The sequence below is a fragment of the Microlunatus sp. Gsoil 973 genome, from assembly GCF_009707365.1.
GTDB lineage: Bacteria > Actinomycetota > Actinomycetes > Propionibacteriales > Propionibacteriaceae > Microlunatus.
The window spans coordinates 3903278-3921423 of the sequence record NZ_CP046122.1 but is presented as its reverse complement, the minus strand read 5'-3'; the positions used below and the strand labels follow the sequence as shown (position 1 = coordinate 3921423).

At 64.4% G+C, this 18146-nt stretch carries 12 protein-coding genes and 1 pseudogene; 11 read left to right on the top strand and 2 right to left on the bottom strand.

Going from position 1 to position 18146, the window contains the following annotated elements:
• Nucleotides 1–33: 33 nt before the first annotated feature.
• The 6 genes from GJV80_RS24260 (at nt 34) to GJV80_RS18425 (ending at nt 9847) form a co-directional block, all read left to right on the top strand.
• A complete protein-coding gene (locus GJV80_RS24260) occupies nt 34–639 on the top strand; it encodes a hypothetical protein (protein WP_230207836.1) in 606 nt (201 codons plus the stop codon).
• A gap of 17 nt (nt 640–656) precedes the next feature.
• On the top strand, nt 657–4055 hold the full coding sequence (locus GJV80_RS18445) for a Swt1 family HEPN domain-containing protein (RefSeq protein WP_154690370.1): 3399 nt from the start codon (nt 657–659) through the stop codon (nt 4053–4055).
• On the top strand, nt 4049–5548 hold the full coding sequence (locus GJV80_RS18440; protein WP_154689143.1) for an ATP-binding protein: 1500 nt from the start codon (nt 4049–4051) through the stop codon (nt 5546–5548). Before GJV80_RS18445 ends, GJV80_RS18440 begins: the two co-directional genes overlap by 7 nt.
• A gap of 86 nt (nt 5549–5634) precedes the next feature.
• The gene (locus GJV80_RS18435) at nt 5635–6543 is read left to right on the top strand and encodes a PD-(D/E)XK motif protein (RefSeq protein WP_154689142.1); all 909 of its coding nucleotides are present in this window, start codon (nt 5635–5637) and stop codon (nt 6541–6543) included.
• A gap of 6 nt (nt 6544–6549) precedes the next feature.
• Nucleotides 6550–9501: a Z1 domain-containing protein gene (locus tag GJV80_RS18430; protein ID WP_154689141.1), complete on the top strand. Its 2952-nt coding sequence runs from the start codon at nt 6550–6552 to the stop codon at nt 9499–9501.
• A 49-nt stretch (nt 9502–9550) separates the two neighbouring features.
• Nucleotides 9551–9847 carry a hypothetical protein gene (locus GJV80_RS18425; protein WP_154689140.1) on the top strand — a complete coding sequence of 99 codons (297 nt, stop codon included), beginning with the start codon at nt 9551–9553 and terminating at the stop codon, nt 9845–9847.
• Here the strand turns inward: GJV80_RS18425 and GJV80_RS18420 are convergent.
• Nucleotides 9787–10752 (bottom strand): IS481 family transposase, encoded by a 966-nt coding sequence (locus tag GJV80_RS18420; protein WP_154689139.1) that lies wholly within the window; start codon nt 10750–10752, stop codon nt 9787–9789. The two genes, GJV80_RS18425 and GJV80_RS18420, sit on opposite strands and share 61 nt — an antisense overlap.
• 271 nt (nt 10753–11023) lie before the next feature.
• Between GJV80_RS18420 and GJV80_RS18415 the strand changes: the two genes are divergently transcribed.
• From GJV80_RS18415 to GJV80_RS18395, 4 genes are all read left to right on the top strand, one after another.
• A complete protein-coding gene (locus GJV80_RS18415) occupies nt 11024–11743 on the top strand; it encodes a hypothetical protein (protein ID WP_154689138.1) in 720 nt (239 codons plus the stop codon).
• 662 nt (nt 11744–12405) lie between these two features.
• On the top strand, nt 12406–13698 hold the full coding sequence (gene istA, locus GJV80_RS18405) for an IS21 family transposase (protein ID WP_154689137.1): 1293 nt from the start codon (nt 12406–12408) through the stop codon (nt 13696–13698).
• Nucleotides 13695–14531, top strand: coding sequence for an IS21-like element helper ATPase IstB (gene istB, locus GJV80_RS18400; protein ID WP_230207834.1), 837 nt, complete (start codon nt 13695–13697; stop codon nt 14529–14531). Before istA ends, istB begins: the two co-directional genes overlap by 4 nt.
• A gap of 535 nt (nt 14532–15066) precedes the next feature.
• Entirely contained in the window at nt 15067–16320 is a 1254-nt protein-coding gene (locus GJV80_RS18395) for an IS256 family transposase (RefSeq protein WP_370518775.1), read from the top strand.
• On the opposite strand, the gene GJV80_RS18390 is transcribed toward GJV80_RS18395, so the two are convergent.
• Entirely contained in the window at nt 16317–17591 is a 1275-nt protein-coding gene (locus tag GJV80_RS18390; RefSeq protein ID WP_230207835.1) for an IS110 family transposase, read from the bottom strand. The two genes, GJV80_RS18395 and GJV80_RS18390, sit on opposite strands and share 4 nt — an antisense overlap.
• Nucleotides 17592–17888: 297 nt before the next feature.
• Between GJV80_RS18390 and GJV80_RS18385 the strand changes: the two are divergent.
• A pseudogene (locus GJV80_RS18385) lies at nt 17889–18116 on the top strand (transposase); the annotation flags it as partial.
• Between the last annotated feature and the right edge of the window lie 30 nt (nt 18117–18146).

Sequence of the window (18146 nt, the reverse complement as noted above, 5' to 3'; positions counted from 1 at the left end):
GGAATGGCGGTGTTCTCCAGGTACAGCCGCGTCGTGGAGCCGAACGGTAGGAACGTAACGGTCCGCGAGGCGTTGCAGCTGATCAACGCGATCCTGGCAGAGGTCTTGTCGGACCAGGAGGGCGACTTCGACACAGACACGCGCTGGTGTGTGAAGTGGTTCGCGACGCACGGGTTCGACAAGGCGGGATACGGCGAGGCTGAGACGCTTGCGGGTGCTTACAACACGTCCGTCAAGGGCCTCGACCGTTCGGGAGCGGTGTACTCCAAGGCGGGTGAAGTGCGCCTGTTGACGACGGCCGAACTCCCCAACTCGTACCGTCCCGAGCGCGACGAGCACATCACGCTCTGGGAGGTGGCCATGCACATGGTGAAGGCGCTTGATGAGAGCGGTCTCGCCGAGGGGGGCCGGATCCTCGACGGTGCGTCGACGCGGGTCGAAGTGGAGGCGGTGAAGGAGCTGGCCTATCTAGTGTTCTCCCTCGCCGAGAAGCGGTCGATGGTCCAGGTCGCCGGCATGTTCAACGCACTCGTGACGTCCTGGCCCGAGGTCACTTCGGCTGCCAAGGCTCACGCAAGTGCCGCACCCAAGGCGACGGAGCAGGCCATGCTCGTTCTTGACGAAGAATTGGGCGACTGAGGAGGCATCGGGTGGCTATGAGCAACCGCGAGCGCGTCACGCGCGCTCTTGAGATCACCGCTGAGGCACTCGGCCCCTTCGTCGCGCGTCAGCTCGCGCCTCACGTGCCCGTCGGCGCGGAGTGGCCTGCGATCCTTCGCGTGCTCGACGAGCAAAAGGAGAACGACAAGGCCGGATTCCTGTACGCCCAGACCGACCTATCGCTGCAACTCCGAGTTATGACCGAGCGCCTGGGCGCTCTCGGCTTCCCGTTCTCCTCCGCGCTTTCGCGAGCTGAGCAGAACCTGGCTGGCGAGCTTCGCGACATTCGCAACCGTGCGGCGCACGGCGCTCCGTTCAACTTCGACGACACCTATCGAGCGTTGGACACGGCCGAGCGGTTGTTGCGAGCGGCGGATCAGCCGGCGGCTGCCGACCGGATCAAGGCTGACCGAACGGACCTCCAGCGAGCCCAGATCGAGGCCGAGACAAGGCGAGACGTCCGCGAGAGCACCTCGATTTCCGGGCTTGGCGACGTCGCGCTGACACCGTGGCGCGAGGTGCTCCTACCCCACCCCGACATCCTCAGCGGACGCTTCAAGGAGTCTGAGTTCGCAGCCAACCTTCACTCGGTGGCGCACGAGACAGGAACCACCTCGGCGGAGTACTCCGACCCAGTCGAGTTCTTCCGCCGCACCTTCCTCACCGCAGGACTCAAGGATCTTCTCACCCAAGCCGCTAACCGCGTTGCTGGCGCCGCCGCCGCGGCACCGGTCATCAACCTTCAGACCACCTTCGGAGGCGGCAAGACACACTCGATGCTCGCGGTCTGGCACCTGTTCTCGTCGGTGCCCGCAGCCGGGCTGCCGCAGGAGATCCAGGAGATTCTCCACTCCGCTGGGCTTGCCGACGGCGACCGGACGATCCGGCGCGTCGCGTTGGTGGGGAACGAGATTGCCGCCGGACAAGCGCGTCAGCGGGACGGCCTCACCGTGCGGACCATGTGGGGCGAGATCGCCCGACAGCTCGGTGGTAAGGAGGCCTTCGACCTGGTGGCCGATTCGGATAGGAACAGCACGAGCCCTGGCGACCATCTGAGAGAACTTCTCTCGCGATACTCGCCCTGCGTGATCCTCATCGACGAGTGGGTCGCCTACGCGCGGCAGCTCGGGGACGACGACCTGCCGGGCGGCAGCTTCGAGACCCAGTTCACTTTCGCCCAGCTTCTGACCGAGGCGGTCGCCGCGACACCCGGCGCGCTCCTTCTCGTATCCATTCCGGCAAGCGACGTACGGCGTGAGCCTGACGGGGCCACCTTGGAGTCCGTCGCCTCGGATCTCGAGACTGGTGGGGAACGAGGTCGCGCAGCGCTGCGCCGGCTCGAACATGTCGTCGGACGGGTGGCCCACCAGTGGCATCCCGCGTCGGCGCAGGAGTCGTTCGAGATCGTGCGCCGCCGACTCTTCGAGCCGCCCGACGCTCAGGCCTCTCGCCAGGTGGCCGCGACCGCGAGGAAGTTCGTCACCTTCTATCGCGAGCACCAGGGCGAGTTCCCTCGGGAGACCACCGAGAACGCCTACGAGCGGAAGATCCGCTCCGCGTACCCGATCCACCCGGAACTCTTCGCCCGCCTGTACGAGGACTGGTCGACCCAGGAACGGTTCCAGCGCACACGCGGAGTTCTGCGGCTGATGAGCGGTGTCGTCAAGGAGCTCTATGACGCTGGGGACGACTCGCCTCTGATCATGCCCGGCTCCGTCCCGATCGCGGCCGATCAGGTTTTGGGCGAGTTGACGCAGTACGTCGATGTGCAATGGCGTTCAGTCATCGACTCGGACGTCGACGGAACTGACAGCCTTCCGTTCCAGATCGACAAGGAACGACCGCTGTTCGGCAAACGCGGCCTCACCCGACGCATTGCACGGGCCGCCTTCCTCGGCTCCGCAGCGACTTTACAGAGCGCCCACAAGGGAATCGAGCGCAACAACGTCTTCCTCGGCGTTGCGATGCCCGGTGACACAGTCGGCAACTTCGGGTCGGCGCTTCAAATGTTGAGCGACCGGGCAACGTACCTGTTCTCCGAGGGCGTTCGGTACTGGTACGACCTGCAACCGTCCCTGAACCGCACGGTCAACGAGCGCGCCGCGAACCTGCACGAAGACGACGTTTGGGCCGAGGTCATTACCCGGCTCAGGCAAGCCGGACAGGCTGGAGCCGACTTCGCGGGCGCCATCGTCGCCCCCGAGGACGCGTCTGATGTCCCCGAGGCCGAAGCCGTCCGACTCGTGTACGTGCACCCGCGGTTCACCCACAAGAACAAGGACACCGACTCGCGCGCCATCAGGTTCGCTCGCGATATCGTGGCCAACCGTGGCAGCGCCAGCCGCGAGCGACGGAACACCTTGGTCTTCCTCGTCGCAGACGAACAGCGGTACGCCGAACTTGAGTCGATTGTCCGACAGCATCTGGCCTGGCGCAGCGTCGTCAGGGACAAGGACCACCTCGACCTCACCCAGCAGCGCGTCGCCCTCGCGAGCGCGAAGGTCGACGAGACCAACAAGGTCGTATCGCAGCGGATCGGAACCAGCTGGATCTGGGCTCTCTATCCGCGTGATCGAGGCGACAACGAGCCGTTCAGCATCTCGGTCGTGCGCGCCGACGGCGAGGACGACCACCTCGGCGTCCGGACGGGGAAGAAGCTTGTCAAGGAGGATGTGCTCCGCGTACAGATCGCGCCGGCGACAATCCGCCACGACCTCGACTCCAAGCTCCACCGTGTCTGGAACCAGGGCCGCATTCGGGTCGGTGACCTCTGGGACTACTACACCAAGTACCTCTACCTCCCGCGCCTCCGCGACAAGACCGTCCTGATCCGTGCGATCGAAGACGTCGCGCTGGACATCGTTTGGCCGCAGACCGGGTTCGCTCTGGCCGACGACTACGACTCGGCTACCGGAGACTTCAACGGCCTCACCGTCCCGATCGAGGACGGTCCGGCCGTAGTCACAGACGACACCTACCTCGTGGCCCCTCACGTCGCCACGGCACAACGAGCACGGGAACAGGACGCCACCGAACCCAGCACCCCAGTCACTGAGCCTGCGACGACAGCGCCGTCACTGAGCACGCCCACGCAGCCCGCCAGCACCCCCCAGTTGTCCTCTGACGATGGCTCCGTGGTTGAGCGCGCTCGATACGAGGGCCGCTACGAGGTCGAAGCGACGGCTCCCGAAGCGATTGCCGGCAAGCTGCGCGAGGTCATCGAGGAAGTCGTCCGCCACATCGTCTTGGCGCCTGGCGCCGAGAACATCTCCATCGTGCTGGAAGTCAGCGCTGAGAACAGCGACGGATTCTCCGAGGCCGTCGCCCGGACCGTCCGTGAGAACAGCAGCGTCCTCGGCTTCGACAAGAGCGACTTCGAGGACGTCGAATGGTGATCGCCTCGAATGATGTCATCGAGCGGATCAAACTCGCCCCTGACGCCGGACTCGTTAAGAGCCTGGGCGCCAACCACACCCTGGAGTCGGCGATCGCCGACCTGGTCGACAACAGCATCGACGCCGGCGCATCGCGCGTTTCGATCAGACTCCTGACCCGCAACGATCGCCTGGCCCAGGTCGAGGTCCTCGACAACGGCAAGGGCATCGATGCAGCTGCGGCCAATGCGGCCATGACGATCGGCCACCAGCGCGACTACTCTGACGGGGACCTCGGACACTTCGGGATGGGCCTGAAGGCGGCTTCGTTCGGCCACAGCGACGTCCTGACGGTTTGGTCCACCAGTTACGGCGCAACGCCCGTAGGGCGCCGCATTCGCCGCGCAGACTTCTCCAAGGACTTCACCTGCGAGGTGTTGTCCGCCGACGCCGCGGCTGAGCGCGCTGCCGACAGGCAGATCGTCCTCGGCTCGGAGCTGGGAACGTCGATCGTCTGGACAGACGTCCGCAACGCTTACCGCGGACGCAACCGGGATGAGGCACGGAGCTGGCTGTCCACACGCAACGATGCGCTCAGATCGCACCTCGGCGTCACGTTCCACAGACTGCTCGCCTCCAAGCGGCTCGAGATCGACGTACTGATCGATGAACGCGGCGAAGCCCTCGCCGGCCCCGGCGTTCCGATCCTGCCCATCGACCCGTTCGGCTATGCGACGTCCGGACATCCCGAGTATCCCAAGGATCTGGTCGCGAGGGTCGGCGATAGCCGGGTGAAGCTCACCTGTCATATCTGGCCCGCCAAGTCCGACGTGACGGGATTCCGGATCGGCACCAAGAGCGGAGAACAGTTCCAGGGCTTCTACATCTACCGCAACGATCGCCTACTCCAGATCGGCGGCTGGTCGGACACCGCGACGCCAACACCTGCGCGCCAGCTCGCGCGAGTGGTCCTCGAAGCCACCGGAGGCCCCTTCGTCACCATGAACCCGGAGAAGAGCGGGCTGAAATTCGAGCCCGTCTTTCACGACGCGATCAACAAGGCGGAAGCCTCGGACGGCACCACGTTCCTGACCTTCCTCCAGGACGCCGAGTCCATCTATACCGACGCGAACAAACGCAAGCGACGACGCAAGCCAGCGATCAGACCTGACAAGGGCATCGCGCCAGCGATTCGGAAGCGAATCGGAAGCGAGTTGCCATTCATCGACGGAGACGCCGTCAACATCAAGTGGAAGCGCATGCCTGCTGGCGAGTTTCTCGACGTTGACCTCCCAGCAAAGACGCTATGGCTTAACAGCCGCTACCGCAGGTTGTTCGCCCCCGACGGCGGTAGCTTGAATGACGCCCCCGTTCTCAAGGCGCTCGTCTATCTGTTGACCCACCAGGTGTTCGAGGGACAGCACCTCGGCGCACGAGACAAGGACGAGATCGCGCTGTGGAAGAGCGTCCTTGGTGCGGCTGCCGCCACCGAAGAGCACATGCGGGCCGAGTAAGGAACGAACCGATGACGATTTCGCCTGACGACGCGCGGCACCTGACCTTCACCACTCTGGACGAGCTGTGGAGCACCGGTGCGCCCATGGCGTTGCCGATCAAGGGGGAGCCGGCATGCCGACTCCGGCTCGACCCCAAGAACGGTCTCATTACTTTGGTGACTCCGTACGACACCCCTGAGCCCGACGTCGCCAAGCTCAAGAACGTCGGCTTCACCGCAGTCTCTGCGGGCGACGACGAGTACGCCGAACTCACGGTCCGAGTCGAGGGGAGCGTTCACGGGGCGTATGGGCTCCTAGCGACCATTGCCGACGAACTCCAGATCGAGAAGATGCCGCTCGCCGCCGCGGTCGCCGCTGGCGTCGCCCGCCATAGGAATGTGTTCGCGAGCCGTGGAGCAATGACCACCGAGAAGGAGGTGGGCCTGCTTGGAGAGCTGCTCTTCCTGGAGTACCTCATCCATCAGATCGGAGCGGGTCCGGCGGCGTCCTCATGGCAGGGACCACTGTCGGAGGAACACGACTTCACCTTCGACTCGGTTCACCTCGAGGTGAAGACGACAAGCAGTGAGCGTCGCCGTCACGTCATCCACGGGCTCGACCAGTTGGTCCCACTTCGCAGTGTTCCGCTGAGCGTGCTGTCTATCCAGCTCACTCGGACTGCCCCGAAGGGCGGACGAACCCTTCCGCAGGTCGTTGCCCAGGTCCGGAAGATCGCTGGTGGCCACCAGGTAGCCGTCGACGCCAGGCTCGCGAGCTTCGGGTGGCAGGACGACGACGCCGACCTGTACTCGACTTACTGGGCGCTTCGTTCCCAGCCTCGTGCCTACGACGTCAAGGGCGACTTTCCCGCGATGAGGCCGGATCTGGTCGGCCCTGTCGTACCCAACTTCGCGCTTGTGTCGGAGGTCTCGTACAGAGTGGACCTAACAGACCTGCACTATGACGCACTTCCCGACCCCATCGGCGGATTCGTGGAGTCGAAGGAGAGCTGACTTAACGTGACCGATCAACGCCCGGCATGGGCCGACGCTCTGACCAACGCCTTCGTCGCGTTGAAGAATCAGCAACCCACGCCGCCACTTGGCCCACTGTTGACCGCGTTGGCAGGGACGGCTGTCGGAGATGCGGAACTTGTCGCATTCGTTCAGCAGGCAGACGAGAACGAGCCAGCCCTGACCCAGGCCCGTATCGCCTTGGCCAAGTGGGACAGCCAGGACGAGTTCTTTGGTCACGACGACGCGACGACATGGGCCCACAGTCAAGAACGCCGAGCCGCGATCTATGCCCGACTCGGGCTGTCAATGGAGGTCGCGCAGGCGTTCACGCACCGGATCGAAGTCTTCGAGAAGCCGTCGACAACGATTTCGAAGATCTTTGAGCCTTGGTACGCGGTCGAACGAAAGCTTCGGACCAGCGTCTATTGGGACGACTACGAGGCGTACCTCCGCGAAGTCAAGAAGTGGCCAGCATCGTCGATCTCGTCGCTGGACGAAACTACGACCGAAGTCATGGAACGGCTCAGCCGGCCGACGCGACCGGAGGCGAAGCAGACCAAGGGGTTGGTCGTCGGCTATGTCCAGAGCGGGAAGACCGCGAACTTCACGGGGGTGGTCGCCAAGGGAATCGACGCGGGCTACCGGCTGATCATCGTTCTCACCGGCACCATCGAGATCCTTCGCGCTCAGACTCAGCGCCGCATGGACATGGAGCTCATGGGTGTCGAGAACATTCTGGCTGGGCAGGACCCAAACGACCCTGCCGTGGCAAAGGAGCTCGACTACCAGCAGGACGAGGAGTGGAAGGCCGAGCGCTTCGTCAAGCACGGCGAGGCGCTTAACCTGCCGGGAGTGGTCGAGATCGCTCGCGTGACGAGCCACCGCAGCGACTACAAGCGCTTGCCCCAGGCGATGACCAAGCTCAAGTTCGCCCGCAAGAACAAGCAAAAGCCGCTCAACGACGAAGAAAACCTCTTCCACTCGGGTGCCTACGTGGCGGTCATCAAGAAGAACTCCGCACCGCTGAAGAAGCTGATCCAAGACCTGAAGCCGCTCAAGAACGACCTCGCCGAGCTGCCGGTCCTGATCATCGACGACGAATCGGACCAGGCCTCGGTGGACACCACCAACCCGGCCAAGTGGAAGAAGGGCTCCGCCGAGAACCGCAAGCGGACAACGATCAACCAGCTCATCACGGAGATACTCCAGCTCTGTCCCCGAGCACAATACGTCGGATACACCGCAACACCATTCGCGAACGTGTTCGTCGACCCAGACGACGAACGCGACCTCTTCCCGGCCGACTTCGTCCTCTCCCTCCACCGCCCGCCCGGTTACATGGGCGTCCAGGAGTTCCACGATGTCGGCAAGCGCTGGGACGACGAGAAGAAGACGGTCGCCAACTCCAACGAACTCGCCCACATCCGGCCACTCGTCGGCGACGTGGGCACAGACCCCGTAGGACGGATCGAAGAACTTCAAGAGGCACTCGACGCCTGGGTGCTATCAGGTGCGATCAAGAAGTACCGCGAGGCCAACTCCGACCTCCGCTACAGGCACCACACCATGCTCGTTCACGAGTCGGTCAAGAGGGACGAGCACGCCGACACGGCCGCAGACGTCCGCTCGCTTTGGAGCCGAGCGAAGTTCAACTCATCTGGGGGATTCGCCCGACTCGAGAAGCTCTACAACAAAGACTTCATGCCGGTGATGGTCGCTCGTGCCGAGGGCGCGCCGATCCCGACGTCGTTCGAGGAGCTGAAGCCCTATATCGGAGCGGCCCTTGCAGAGATCACCATCGATGGCGACCCCGTGCTCATCGTGAACTCGGACAAGGAGATTCAGACACAGCAGAAGAAGCTCGACTTTGAAGCCGACAAGGTCTGGCGAATCCTCGTCGGAGGCACCCAGCTCAGCCGAGGGTTCACCGTCGAGGGCCTCACCATCTCCTACTTCCGCAGGAAGGCTGGCCAAGCCGACACGCTTATGCAAGCTGGCCGCTGGTTCGGGTTCAGGCCCGGCTACCAGGACCTGGTCCGCTTGTACATCCGTCGTGACTCGCAAGTCGATCTCTATGAGGCGTTCGAGGCGCTGCTCATGGATGAGGAGGCGTTCCGAGCCGAGCTCAGCCAGTACGCGGGCTTCGACGAGCACGGCATGCCCGTGCTGGAACCGCGCCAAATTCCACCGCTTGTGAGCCAGCACCTTCCTTGGCTGAAGCCGACCGCGCGTAACAAGATGTGGAACGCGGTCATCGCCAATAAGGCCCCGACCGACATCCAAGATCTCTACGGCCTTCCCGAACGCGGAAGCGAGGAGAACCGCAATAACTTCGACAACGTCGTCGTGCCGCTGCTTGAGTACGCAACGAGCGAGGTCATGCTTCCGTACGAGCTCGACGGCAAGTCGGGGCTCCAGCAACGTGCTCGTGTCGGGCTGATCGAGGCGGCGGAGTTCAACCAGCTGTTCGATCAACTGGCCTGGCACCCAGAGTACGAAGCGAACATCAAGGCCTTCCGCGGCTTCATCACGAAGGCAACCGACGACAAGAAAATCACCGAGTGGGCAGTCGTGTGGACGTGGCCGAACACGGGTGGGCGATCGTTCGACATCCCGGAACTCGGCGGCGATGTTTCAATCGTGAAGCGCAAGCGTCGTGCCCGTCGTATCGACTTCGTCGGATCGGACCGAAAGCACCGTGCCGCCGCCCGACCCATCGCGCTCGGGGAGCCGGTCGCGCCTCTCGGCGAGTCGGCAACACGTGGCGTCGTCCTCGTCTCCGTCGTTCCCGACCGCGAGCCGGACGACGCGACGAAACCTGTTGAGCGGAACGAGCTCGTCGGCCTCATCTCGATCGCCGTGCCCGCGAAGGCGGTGCCCAGGAGCAACCTCATCCAGTGGACCGTCATCAACTCGGCGAACCCGGACGACGTGGTCGTCGATCAGCAGCACTGAGATGTGCCGCCCGACTTGAGCGAGAACCTCAAACGTAAGGAACGGTTGCGTGAAGATCCTGGTGCTCGACGCCAACGAGCTCGCTCGGGACCTGACGTGCGTGAGTCTGCGCTATCAGTTGATCGAGCACCTTGGCAGCACGCACTGGATGCAGGCGTTCGTGCCGGCGGTCGTCTTTGAGGAGAGTGTCGCGAACTATCAGCGGGCACTGACGCGTGCCCTCTCCGCGACGACGCTGTCCGACAAGGAACGGCGGCGGCTAGGTGTACCCGGCCACGAGATTGGTTACAGCCGGCTGATCGGTGGGAGCCCGCCGAGTGCGGTGTGTCGGCGTCGAGTGTTGTAGAGGTTGAGCCAGGGCGCAAGGGCCGCTGCGCGTTCGGCGTTGCTGGTGAAGACTTGGTGGTAGGCCCACTCGATGGCCAGGGTGCGGTTGAAGCGTTCGACTTTGCCGTTCTGCCACGGGCAGTGCGGCTTGATGAACTTGTGTTTGGCGCCGATCGTCGTGATCACAGCAGCGAGGTCGGCTGATCGGCGATAGGACCAGTGATTGTCGGTGATCACGCGTTCGATCCGGTCGATGCCGTGATCGGCGAAGTATTGCGCGGCGCGCGCCAGGAAGCTGGCGCAGGTAGGTCCTTTCTCGTCGTCCAGGATCTCGGAGTAGGCCAGCCGGGAGTGGTCATCGACAAGCGAGTGGACGTAGTCGTAGCCGATCCGGGCCTTCTTCGCTGCGGCGGTTGAGCCCATCTGCCGGCCGTGGGCCTTCCAGCCGCCACCATCGGGGATTTTGCCTATTTTCTTGACATCCATGTGCACCAGCTCGCCCGGACGATCGCGCTCATAGCGGGTTGTGGTGGTCTTGGAGGCTCTGATCACCTCACCGGTCAACGGATCACAGTCGGCCAGGTAAGGAATCTGGCGACGGCGCAGGACCCGGCACACGGTGCGGGCCGGGACACCGAGCTCGGGACCAATCCAGTCCTGGCCCCGCCGTTGGCTCCGGCGCAGCTCGATGATCTTGTTCTCCACCGCTACCGGAGTCCGGTTCGGGCAGTGATGCGGACGTGAGGACCGGTCTTCCAGACCGGCCTCGCCCTCAGCTCGATACCGTCCAACCCAGCGACTGGCACATTGACGGGACACCCCTTGAGCCTTCGCGGCATGGGCGACCTTCCAGCCCTGGTCACAGACACGTTCGACCAACAGCTTGCGGCCACGAACATTCAAACGCGCGTTACGGTGGGACACGAGGACCTCCTGGAACGGTGAAGACGGCTATCTCCACCGCACCCGGAGGTCCTCCTCAGGTCAACAACCGACGCGGAGTGTCATCAACGTCCCGGCCGAGTACAGCTAGGCCTACATGTCATCGAGCCGTTGTCGCCCGACGGCTACCGCGAGTACCTTGCGGAGAGACTCGACTACCGGCTGGGGTTCAGCGTCCTACCGTGGCCCGAGGTAACCCACGCCGATTTGGTGGGACGAGCTGTCAACCGGACCCCGCCGTTCGACGCCCACGGTGGGCGGTTACCGCGACGCGCTTGTCTGGTCCGATGTTGCGCGTCTGGCGCGCAAGGGACGTGACGTGGTTCTCGTGTCATCCGACAAGCGCGCCTTCGCTGGCCGGGACGGTTCGTTGTCGCAGGCGCTGTCTGCAGAGATCGCGGATGCGAGTGGCAGCGTTGAGTTGGTTCCTGAATTTGGTCCGTGGCTTTTGGCGGCGCTGCCCGACGGGTCTGACGATTTGGTGCAGGCCGTCGTTGACGCCCAGGATCAGGAACTCTACGACTACCTGGTCGCGTCGGATGTGCAGTCTGATTTGGGGCCCGAGGTCGTGGACCTCGGATTCGCTAAGTCGCCGCTGGACGTGTCAATGGACGAGGTGGAGTGGGGTGGAACACTCACGAGAATTTCGACTGTGGCTGGTCCCGACGGTCTCTACGTCGCCGAGTACGATCTGGACTTCAGCATCGCGCTGTCGGGCACTTTTGCACCCTGGGATGTCCGTGACGATGCGTGGGTGACGAGGAGCAGGGAGGAGCTCGGCAGAGTCATCCTCGAAGGCGAGCTCCAGATGGTGCTTCGAATCACAGTTCTCTTCGGTGGCGACGTGTCGTTCAGTATCGAGGAGGAGAGTTGGCGGCGTGCGGACGGGGTCAGCTCCGGTCTGGACGTCTATCGGCCCGAATGGAATCAGCTACAGACCCCGTTGCTCGATGACTCGGGTCACTTCTGGTAGCGAATCTCGAAGTCGCGCCGAGTGCATTCGATGCTGGTCTCAAGTGCTGGCTGGGTGGGAGACAAATTGGGTGACAACAGTGGCGATATCCGGCGTATCCCGGTGGACGTTCACGGACGGTTTTGAGCGCAAATCCGCGCAGACCACGCGTGCCTGGAAGCCCTGATAAGGCAAAGGTCACTGGTTCAAGTCCAGTTAGGCCCACCCATCTGACAGGGGAAACACCCAATCCGGCCGCTGGCACCGCGGCCCTGTTGGCGCTGAGTATCTAACTGAGTATCTAACCGGTACACGGCTATGCCTCTTGCCCAGGTCGGCCGAACAGTTCATCCATCAACGTCGCCCCGGTCTGAACCACCGGCCGCAGCTGATGGCGGTTGACCAGCTCGGTGACAGACAGTGGTCCCACTGTGGCCGACCAGCTGCGAAATTTCCTCGACCCGCATGCCGGCATCCGACAGCACCGACACGAACGAGTGACGAAGCTCCCGCGGCGTCCACAGCTCCGGATCAATACGGGGAACCAACGCCAACGCCCGCCGGAAATCGCGCCGGACGTTCGCCGTGTCGGCGTCGGCTGAATACTGACCCCGTGTCGTCGCCCGAAAACTGATCACCTTCGTTTGATTCTCGGCTCAACTCGAGCCGGGAGGAGAAGGGAGTTGTTGTCAGTGGAGGACTGGGCTGAGATCCGCAGGCTGTGTCGAGCCGAGGGGTTGCCGATCAAGCTGATCGCTAGGACGTTGGGTGTCTCGCGGAACACGGTGCGTGCTGCGATCGCCTCCGAGGCGCCGCCGAAGTACCGGCGTCGGCCGGCGGGGTCGGCGGTGGATGAGTTTGAGGACGCGATCCGGGAACAGTTGAAGGTGGTGCCGACGATGCCGGCCACGGTGATCGCCGAACGGGTTGGTTGGACGCGTGGGATCACGGTGTTCAAGGAGAGGGTGCGGGAGTTGCGGCCGGCGTATCTGCCGCCGGATCCGGCGTCGCGGACGAGCTATCAGGCCGGGGATATCGCGCAGTGTGATTTCTGGTTCCCGCCGATCAATCTGCCGGTGGGGTTCGGCCAGGTCCGGCGGCCGACGCAGTTGCCGGTGTTGACGATGGTGACCGGCTATTCCCGTTGGCTGTCGGCGGTGCTGGTCCCGACCCGCGCCGCGGAGGACCTGTTCGCCGGCTGGTGGCAACTTATCGAAGCGTTGGGCGCGGTGCCGCGGACGTTGGTTTGGGATGGTGAGGGAGCGGTCGGCCGGCACCGCTATGGCCGATCGGAGTTGACCGCCGACTGTCAGGCGTTCCGCGGTGTCCTGGGCACCAAGGTGGTGATCTTGAAGAAGGCCGAGCCGGAACACAAGGGCGTCATCGAACGCGCCCACGACTACCTGGAACGATCGTTCCTGCCAGGGCGGGAGTTCGCCGGTCCGGCCGATTTCAACGCTCAGCTGCAGGCCTGGCTGCAAACGGTGAACGCCCGTCCGCGGCGGGCGTTGGGTTGCGCGCCAACCGACCGGATCGGCGCGGACCGGCAGGCGATGCTGGCCTTGCCGCCCGTCCCGCCGGCGACCGGCTGGCGGGCATCAACCCGACTGCCGCGTGATCACTATGTTCGGCTGGATTCCAATGACTACTCCGTCCACCCGGCCGTGGTCGGGCGGCGGATCGAGGTCATCGCCGACCTCGAACGCGTCCGGGTTCTGTGTGAGGGAAGGATTGTTGCCGACCACGAACGTGTGTGGGGCTGGCATCAAACCATCACCGATCAAGATCACCTCGACGCGGCGAACCGGCTCCGACGCGACCGTGACCGCCTCCTGCGACCCGTCCACGACCCCGCCCACGATGGAGGACAGGTCGCGGTCGAGCAGCGTCGGTTGACCGACTACGACACCGCCTTGGGAGTCGACCTAGACGCCAACCCGGGCACCGGGCTGGTTGACGGAGGGAAGGCATCATGACCAGCCGCAACACTAAACCCGGCTCGGCCGAAAACAAGATCAGCTCTTCCGCGTCGACACGCCGGGACCTGGCCAGCGAGGTCGGCTTCTTGACCCGAGCATTGAAGGCACCCACCCTGCGCGAGGCAGTCCCCAGGCTGGCCGAACGGGCCAGGGCCGAATCCTGGACCCACGAAGAGTTCCTGGTCGCCTGCCTCCAACGCGAAGTCGCAGCCCGCGAAGCCCACGGCGGTGAAGGACGGATCCGGGCCGCCCGGTTCCCGGCCCGCAAAAGCCTGGAGGAGTTCGACTTCGACTACGCCCGCGGCCTGAAACGCGACCTCATTGCCCACCTCGGCACCCTGGACTTCATCACCGCACGCGAGAACGTGGTCTTCCTCGGACCACCCGGCACCGGCAAAACCCACCTCGGGATCGGCCTGGGCATCCGCGCCTGCCAAGCCGGCCACCGCGTCCTGTTCGCCACCGCCAGCCAATGGGTCGACCGACTCGCCGAAGCCCACCAAGCGGGACGTCTCCAACAAGAGCTCGCACGGCTGGGCCGCTACCCGCTACTGATCATCGACGAAGTCGGCTACATACCCTTCGAACCCGAAGCCGCCAACCTGTTCTTCCAACTTGTCTCGAGCCGCTACGAACGCGCCAGCCTGATCGTCACCAGCAACAAACCCTTCGGCCGCTGGGGCGAGGTCTTCGGCGACGACACCGTCGCCGCCGCCATGATCGACCGGCTCGTCCACCACGCCGACGTCATCGCCCTCAAAGGCGACTCCTACCGACTCAAAGACCGCGACCTGGGCCGAGTCCCAGCCGCCACAACCGAAGAACCATGACCACCAAGGGGGTCAATTTTCGACCGACGAAAAGGGGTCAAAATTCGACCGGCGTTGACACGCCGCATCCATCCCAGTCCCACGTAACGTCGTGAACACGAATCCGGTCTCCTGCCAATCGGAACCTGCCGCGAGCCGGTCCTCGGCTTGACGCGCCTTCTGCTTCCGCAGTGCCTCCAAGCACAGGGCCGGCAGTGCCAACGTCCGACGTACTCATCGCAACTCCGCCGACTTCATCGCGGTCACATAGTCATCAAGCGCGCAACCGGGCACAGCGGGTTACGTCGCCCGTGCCCCGGTCGCTCCTGCAGCCGCAACGTCTGGCAGTGCCGCGCCAGGTAGATCGTCCAACTCCTGGAGAAGTCGCGACATCTCGCCGGGAGCGACAATTGCCATGTGAGTGAGAGCAATGCGACGATCGGTGTGAGTCCCCGGGAGTGGTGGGGTTTCGGGGTTCGGTGAGTCGCCTCTGTTGATGGGGCCATCGGCGGGATTCTCGGTGTGTACCGCCAAGTACTAACAGGAGGTCCCACCGATGGCGTTGTCCCAGTCTGTCGTATCTGAGCTGCTTGAAGCATTCCGTGCTGGTGAAGGCGTGGATCTGATCCGCGAATCGGTCCGGACGGTGATGCAGGAGTTGATCGAGACCGAAGTCGCCGAGCAGGTCGGTGCTGGCCGCTATGAACGCACCGATACGCGCACAAACCAGCGGAACGGGTCGCGTCCGCGGCTGCTGTCGACCCAGGCCGGTGATGTGGAGTTGCGGATCCCGAAGCTGCGGCAGCGATCATTCTTCCCGGTGATCTTGGAACGCCGGCGCCGAATCGATCAGGCCTTGTATGCGGTGGTGATGGAAGCCTGGGTCAAGGGTGTCTCCACCCGCGCGGTCGACGATCTGGTCGCCGCCCTTGGCATCGGCACCGGCATCTCCAAATCCGAAGTCTCCCGGATCTGTGCCGGCCTGGACGAGCAAGTGCAGGCGTTCCGGTCCCGGACCCTGCACCACACGACGTTCCCGTATGTGTTCCTCGACGCCACCTACCTCCACGTCCGCCGGACCGGGCAGGTCACGTCGATGGCGGTCGTGGTGGCGACTGGCGTGACCGCGACCGGCGGCCGGGAGATCCTCGGTCTGGACGTCGGTGACAGCGAGGACGAGGTGTTCTGGCGCGGCTTCCTGCGCACGCTGCGCGAACGCGGCCTGTCCGGCGTCCGGCTGATCATCTCCGACCAACACGCCGGCCTGGTCGCCGCGCTGGGCCGGCAGTTCCAAGGTGTCGCCCACCAACGCTGCCGGGTCCACTTCGCCCGCAACCTGCTGGCGTTGGTGCCGAAATCGCACAAGGACATGGTCGCCTCGGTGTTTCGGACCGCGTTCGCTCAACCCGACGCGAAAGCAGCGGCAGCTGTCTGGGACCAGGTCCGTGAGCAACTCGCCCAAAGCTTCTCCAAGATCGGACCGTTGATGGACGAGGCGAAAGCCGAAGTGCTGGCGTTCACCGCGTTCCCGCGGAGTCATTGGCCCAAGATCTGGTCGACGGATGAAAGTGTCAATGCCGCCACCCGGAATCGGTCCCGCCCGTTTGGGATTGATTCTGCGCCGGTGTCGACAGCCCGCCGGTCGCTGCCTGATCCCGCGGCCTGGAGCCGCGGTCAAGGTGGAGCGCCCGGCTGGACGAACGACCTTGACCGCGGTGAGGACCGCGGTAGCGTCAGGAGATGGTGGGCGTGGTCGACCGCGAAGCACAGAGCAGGGTTTGGGACTGGGATCCTTGGCCGCGCTGCTTAGCCTGAGGGCGTTAGAGCCGTGTCCCGATGCTGGCGGCCACGTCCACTGCGTGCGGTTGGGGTTTTCGGCGTGGCGGGTTTGGGTCGCCAGTTGGTGATCATGGTTCGGTAGGCCTGTTCGCTGCGTTCGGCGAGCTGGCGTTCGGCGGCTCGGACTTCCTTCAGCGAGTAGGCCGCGGAGGCACCTTTGCGTCCCCGTGCCGATGGCAGGCCGGCCCGGAGTTGGAGCTTGCGCTGCTTGTGGGCGACCAGGGAGGGCATCGCGAAGGCGTAGTCCTCACCCTTGATGGTCAGGTGCCAGCACAACACGGCCAGTTTGCGGGCGGTGGCCACGATGGCGACCTGGATGCCGCGGCGGGCCCGGATCCGCTCATAGAAGCCGCGCAACGGCCCGGGTGCCTTGGATGCGGAGAATGCCGCTTCGACCAGCATCCCCCGGGCATAACCCGGACCGGATTTGGTGATCCGGCCGTGGGTGGCGGGCTGGTTGCCCGACTGCCGAACTCGTGGGTTCAGCCCGAGGTAGGAGACCAGCTTCTCCGGCGTGCGGAACCGGGTGAAGTCACCGACCGCGGCCACGATCGACAACGCCACCGTCGCATCCACGCCGGGAATCGTCATCAACCGTCGGACGTCGTCACGGCCCAACGCCACCAGCGCGAGTTCCCGATCGATCAAGGCGAGCTCGTCGGCGTGGAAGTCCAACTGTCGCAGCAGCGCAGTCGCGGCGGCTGCCTCGTCTGGTGGCAGGTCCTGCCCGGCCAGCCAAGCTCGGCCCTTGATCCCGAACAGGTCGGCTGCCGGGCAGCGGACCACCAGGTTGCGGTGCAAGATGGCCTGCACCTGGTTCTTCAACCGGGTCCGCTGCCGGACAATGTGCCCACGCCGCTGCACCTGCCGACGCAGGGCCGCGGTCTGGGCGTCGGGCATCCATACCGCCGGCAGATAGTCCGCCGCCAGCAACTCCGCCAAGATCGCCGCGTCGACCTTGTCGGTCTTGATCTTCGCCTCCGCGATCGCCCGAGTCTTCGCCGGGTTGGAGACCACCACCCGGCCAGCCCGGCTGGTCAGCAGCGAGGCGATCGCCCAGGTGTTCCCGGTCGCTTCCAAGGCCACCTCGTCGGTCGCCGCCAGACCGTCGGCGAACCTGCGGACCTCTTCGGGGGTGGTGGCGAACCTGCCCTCCTGGGTGACCACACCGTTGCGCCAGATCGCCACTTGGGCGAAGTCGCGGTGCACATCCAGCCCGATGCACCGCCTACTCATCCTCATCACCGTCTCCCTTCCCAAACAGAACACGTTCTTGATCGGGAGCGGGTGGGCGACACGACAACTACGGATTCGCGCGCACGGCGCAGCCGGGCAGGTCGCAGGGGCGGCAAACTACTAACGCGGGCTCTCAGCCCATCGAACAAGACCGGCCTGCCCACCCCGTTTACTCCCGATGCCCCTGTCCCGGACGATCGCACCGTAATCCGACCAACTCCACCCCCGCCAGAGGTGACAGGCCAGCGGAACCGGCGGCATCGAAACCTTCATACCGGTTACCAACCCGATCGACCAACCCGATCGACCAACCCGATCGAACGAATCAACCGCGAGATCAAACGCCGCGCCCGCGTCGTCGGCATCTTTCCCAACGACGCCAGCGTGATCCGTCTGGTCGGCGCTGTCGTCAACGACCTCCACGACGAGTGGCAAGTCGCCGAACGCCGCTACCTGTCCGAAACCAGCATGGCCAAACTCCAACCACAGCGCGATACTGAACCCGTTGCCGCGATAGAGACCGGCAACTAGGCATCGAGAATCACTCGAAAACCCACCACG

Coding starts and splice junctions, on each gene's coding strand:
- GJV80_RS18445 (WP_154690370.1), top strand. CDS start 657: ATGAGCAACCGCGAGCGCGTCACGCGCGCTCTTGAGATCACCGCTGAG.
- GJV80_RS18440 (WP_154689143.1), top strand. CDS start 4,049: ATGGTGATCGCCTCGAATGATGTCATCGAGCGGATCAAACTCGCCCCT.
- GJV80_RS18435 (WP_154689142.1), top strand. CDS start 5,635: ATGGCGTTGCCGATCAAGGGGGAGCCGGCATGCCGACTCCGGCTCGAC.
- istB (WP_230207834.1), top strand. CDS start 13,695: ATGACCAGCCGCAACACTAAACCCGGCTCGGCCGAAAACAAGATCAGC.
- GJV80_RS18395 (WP_370518775.1), top strand. CDS start 15,067: ATGGCGTTGTCCCAGTCTGTCGTATCTGAGCTGCTTGAAGCATTCCGT.
- GJV80_RS18390 (WP_230207835.1), bottom strand. CDS start 17,591: ATGAGGATGAGTAGGCGGTGCATCGGGCTGGATGTGCACCGCGACTTC.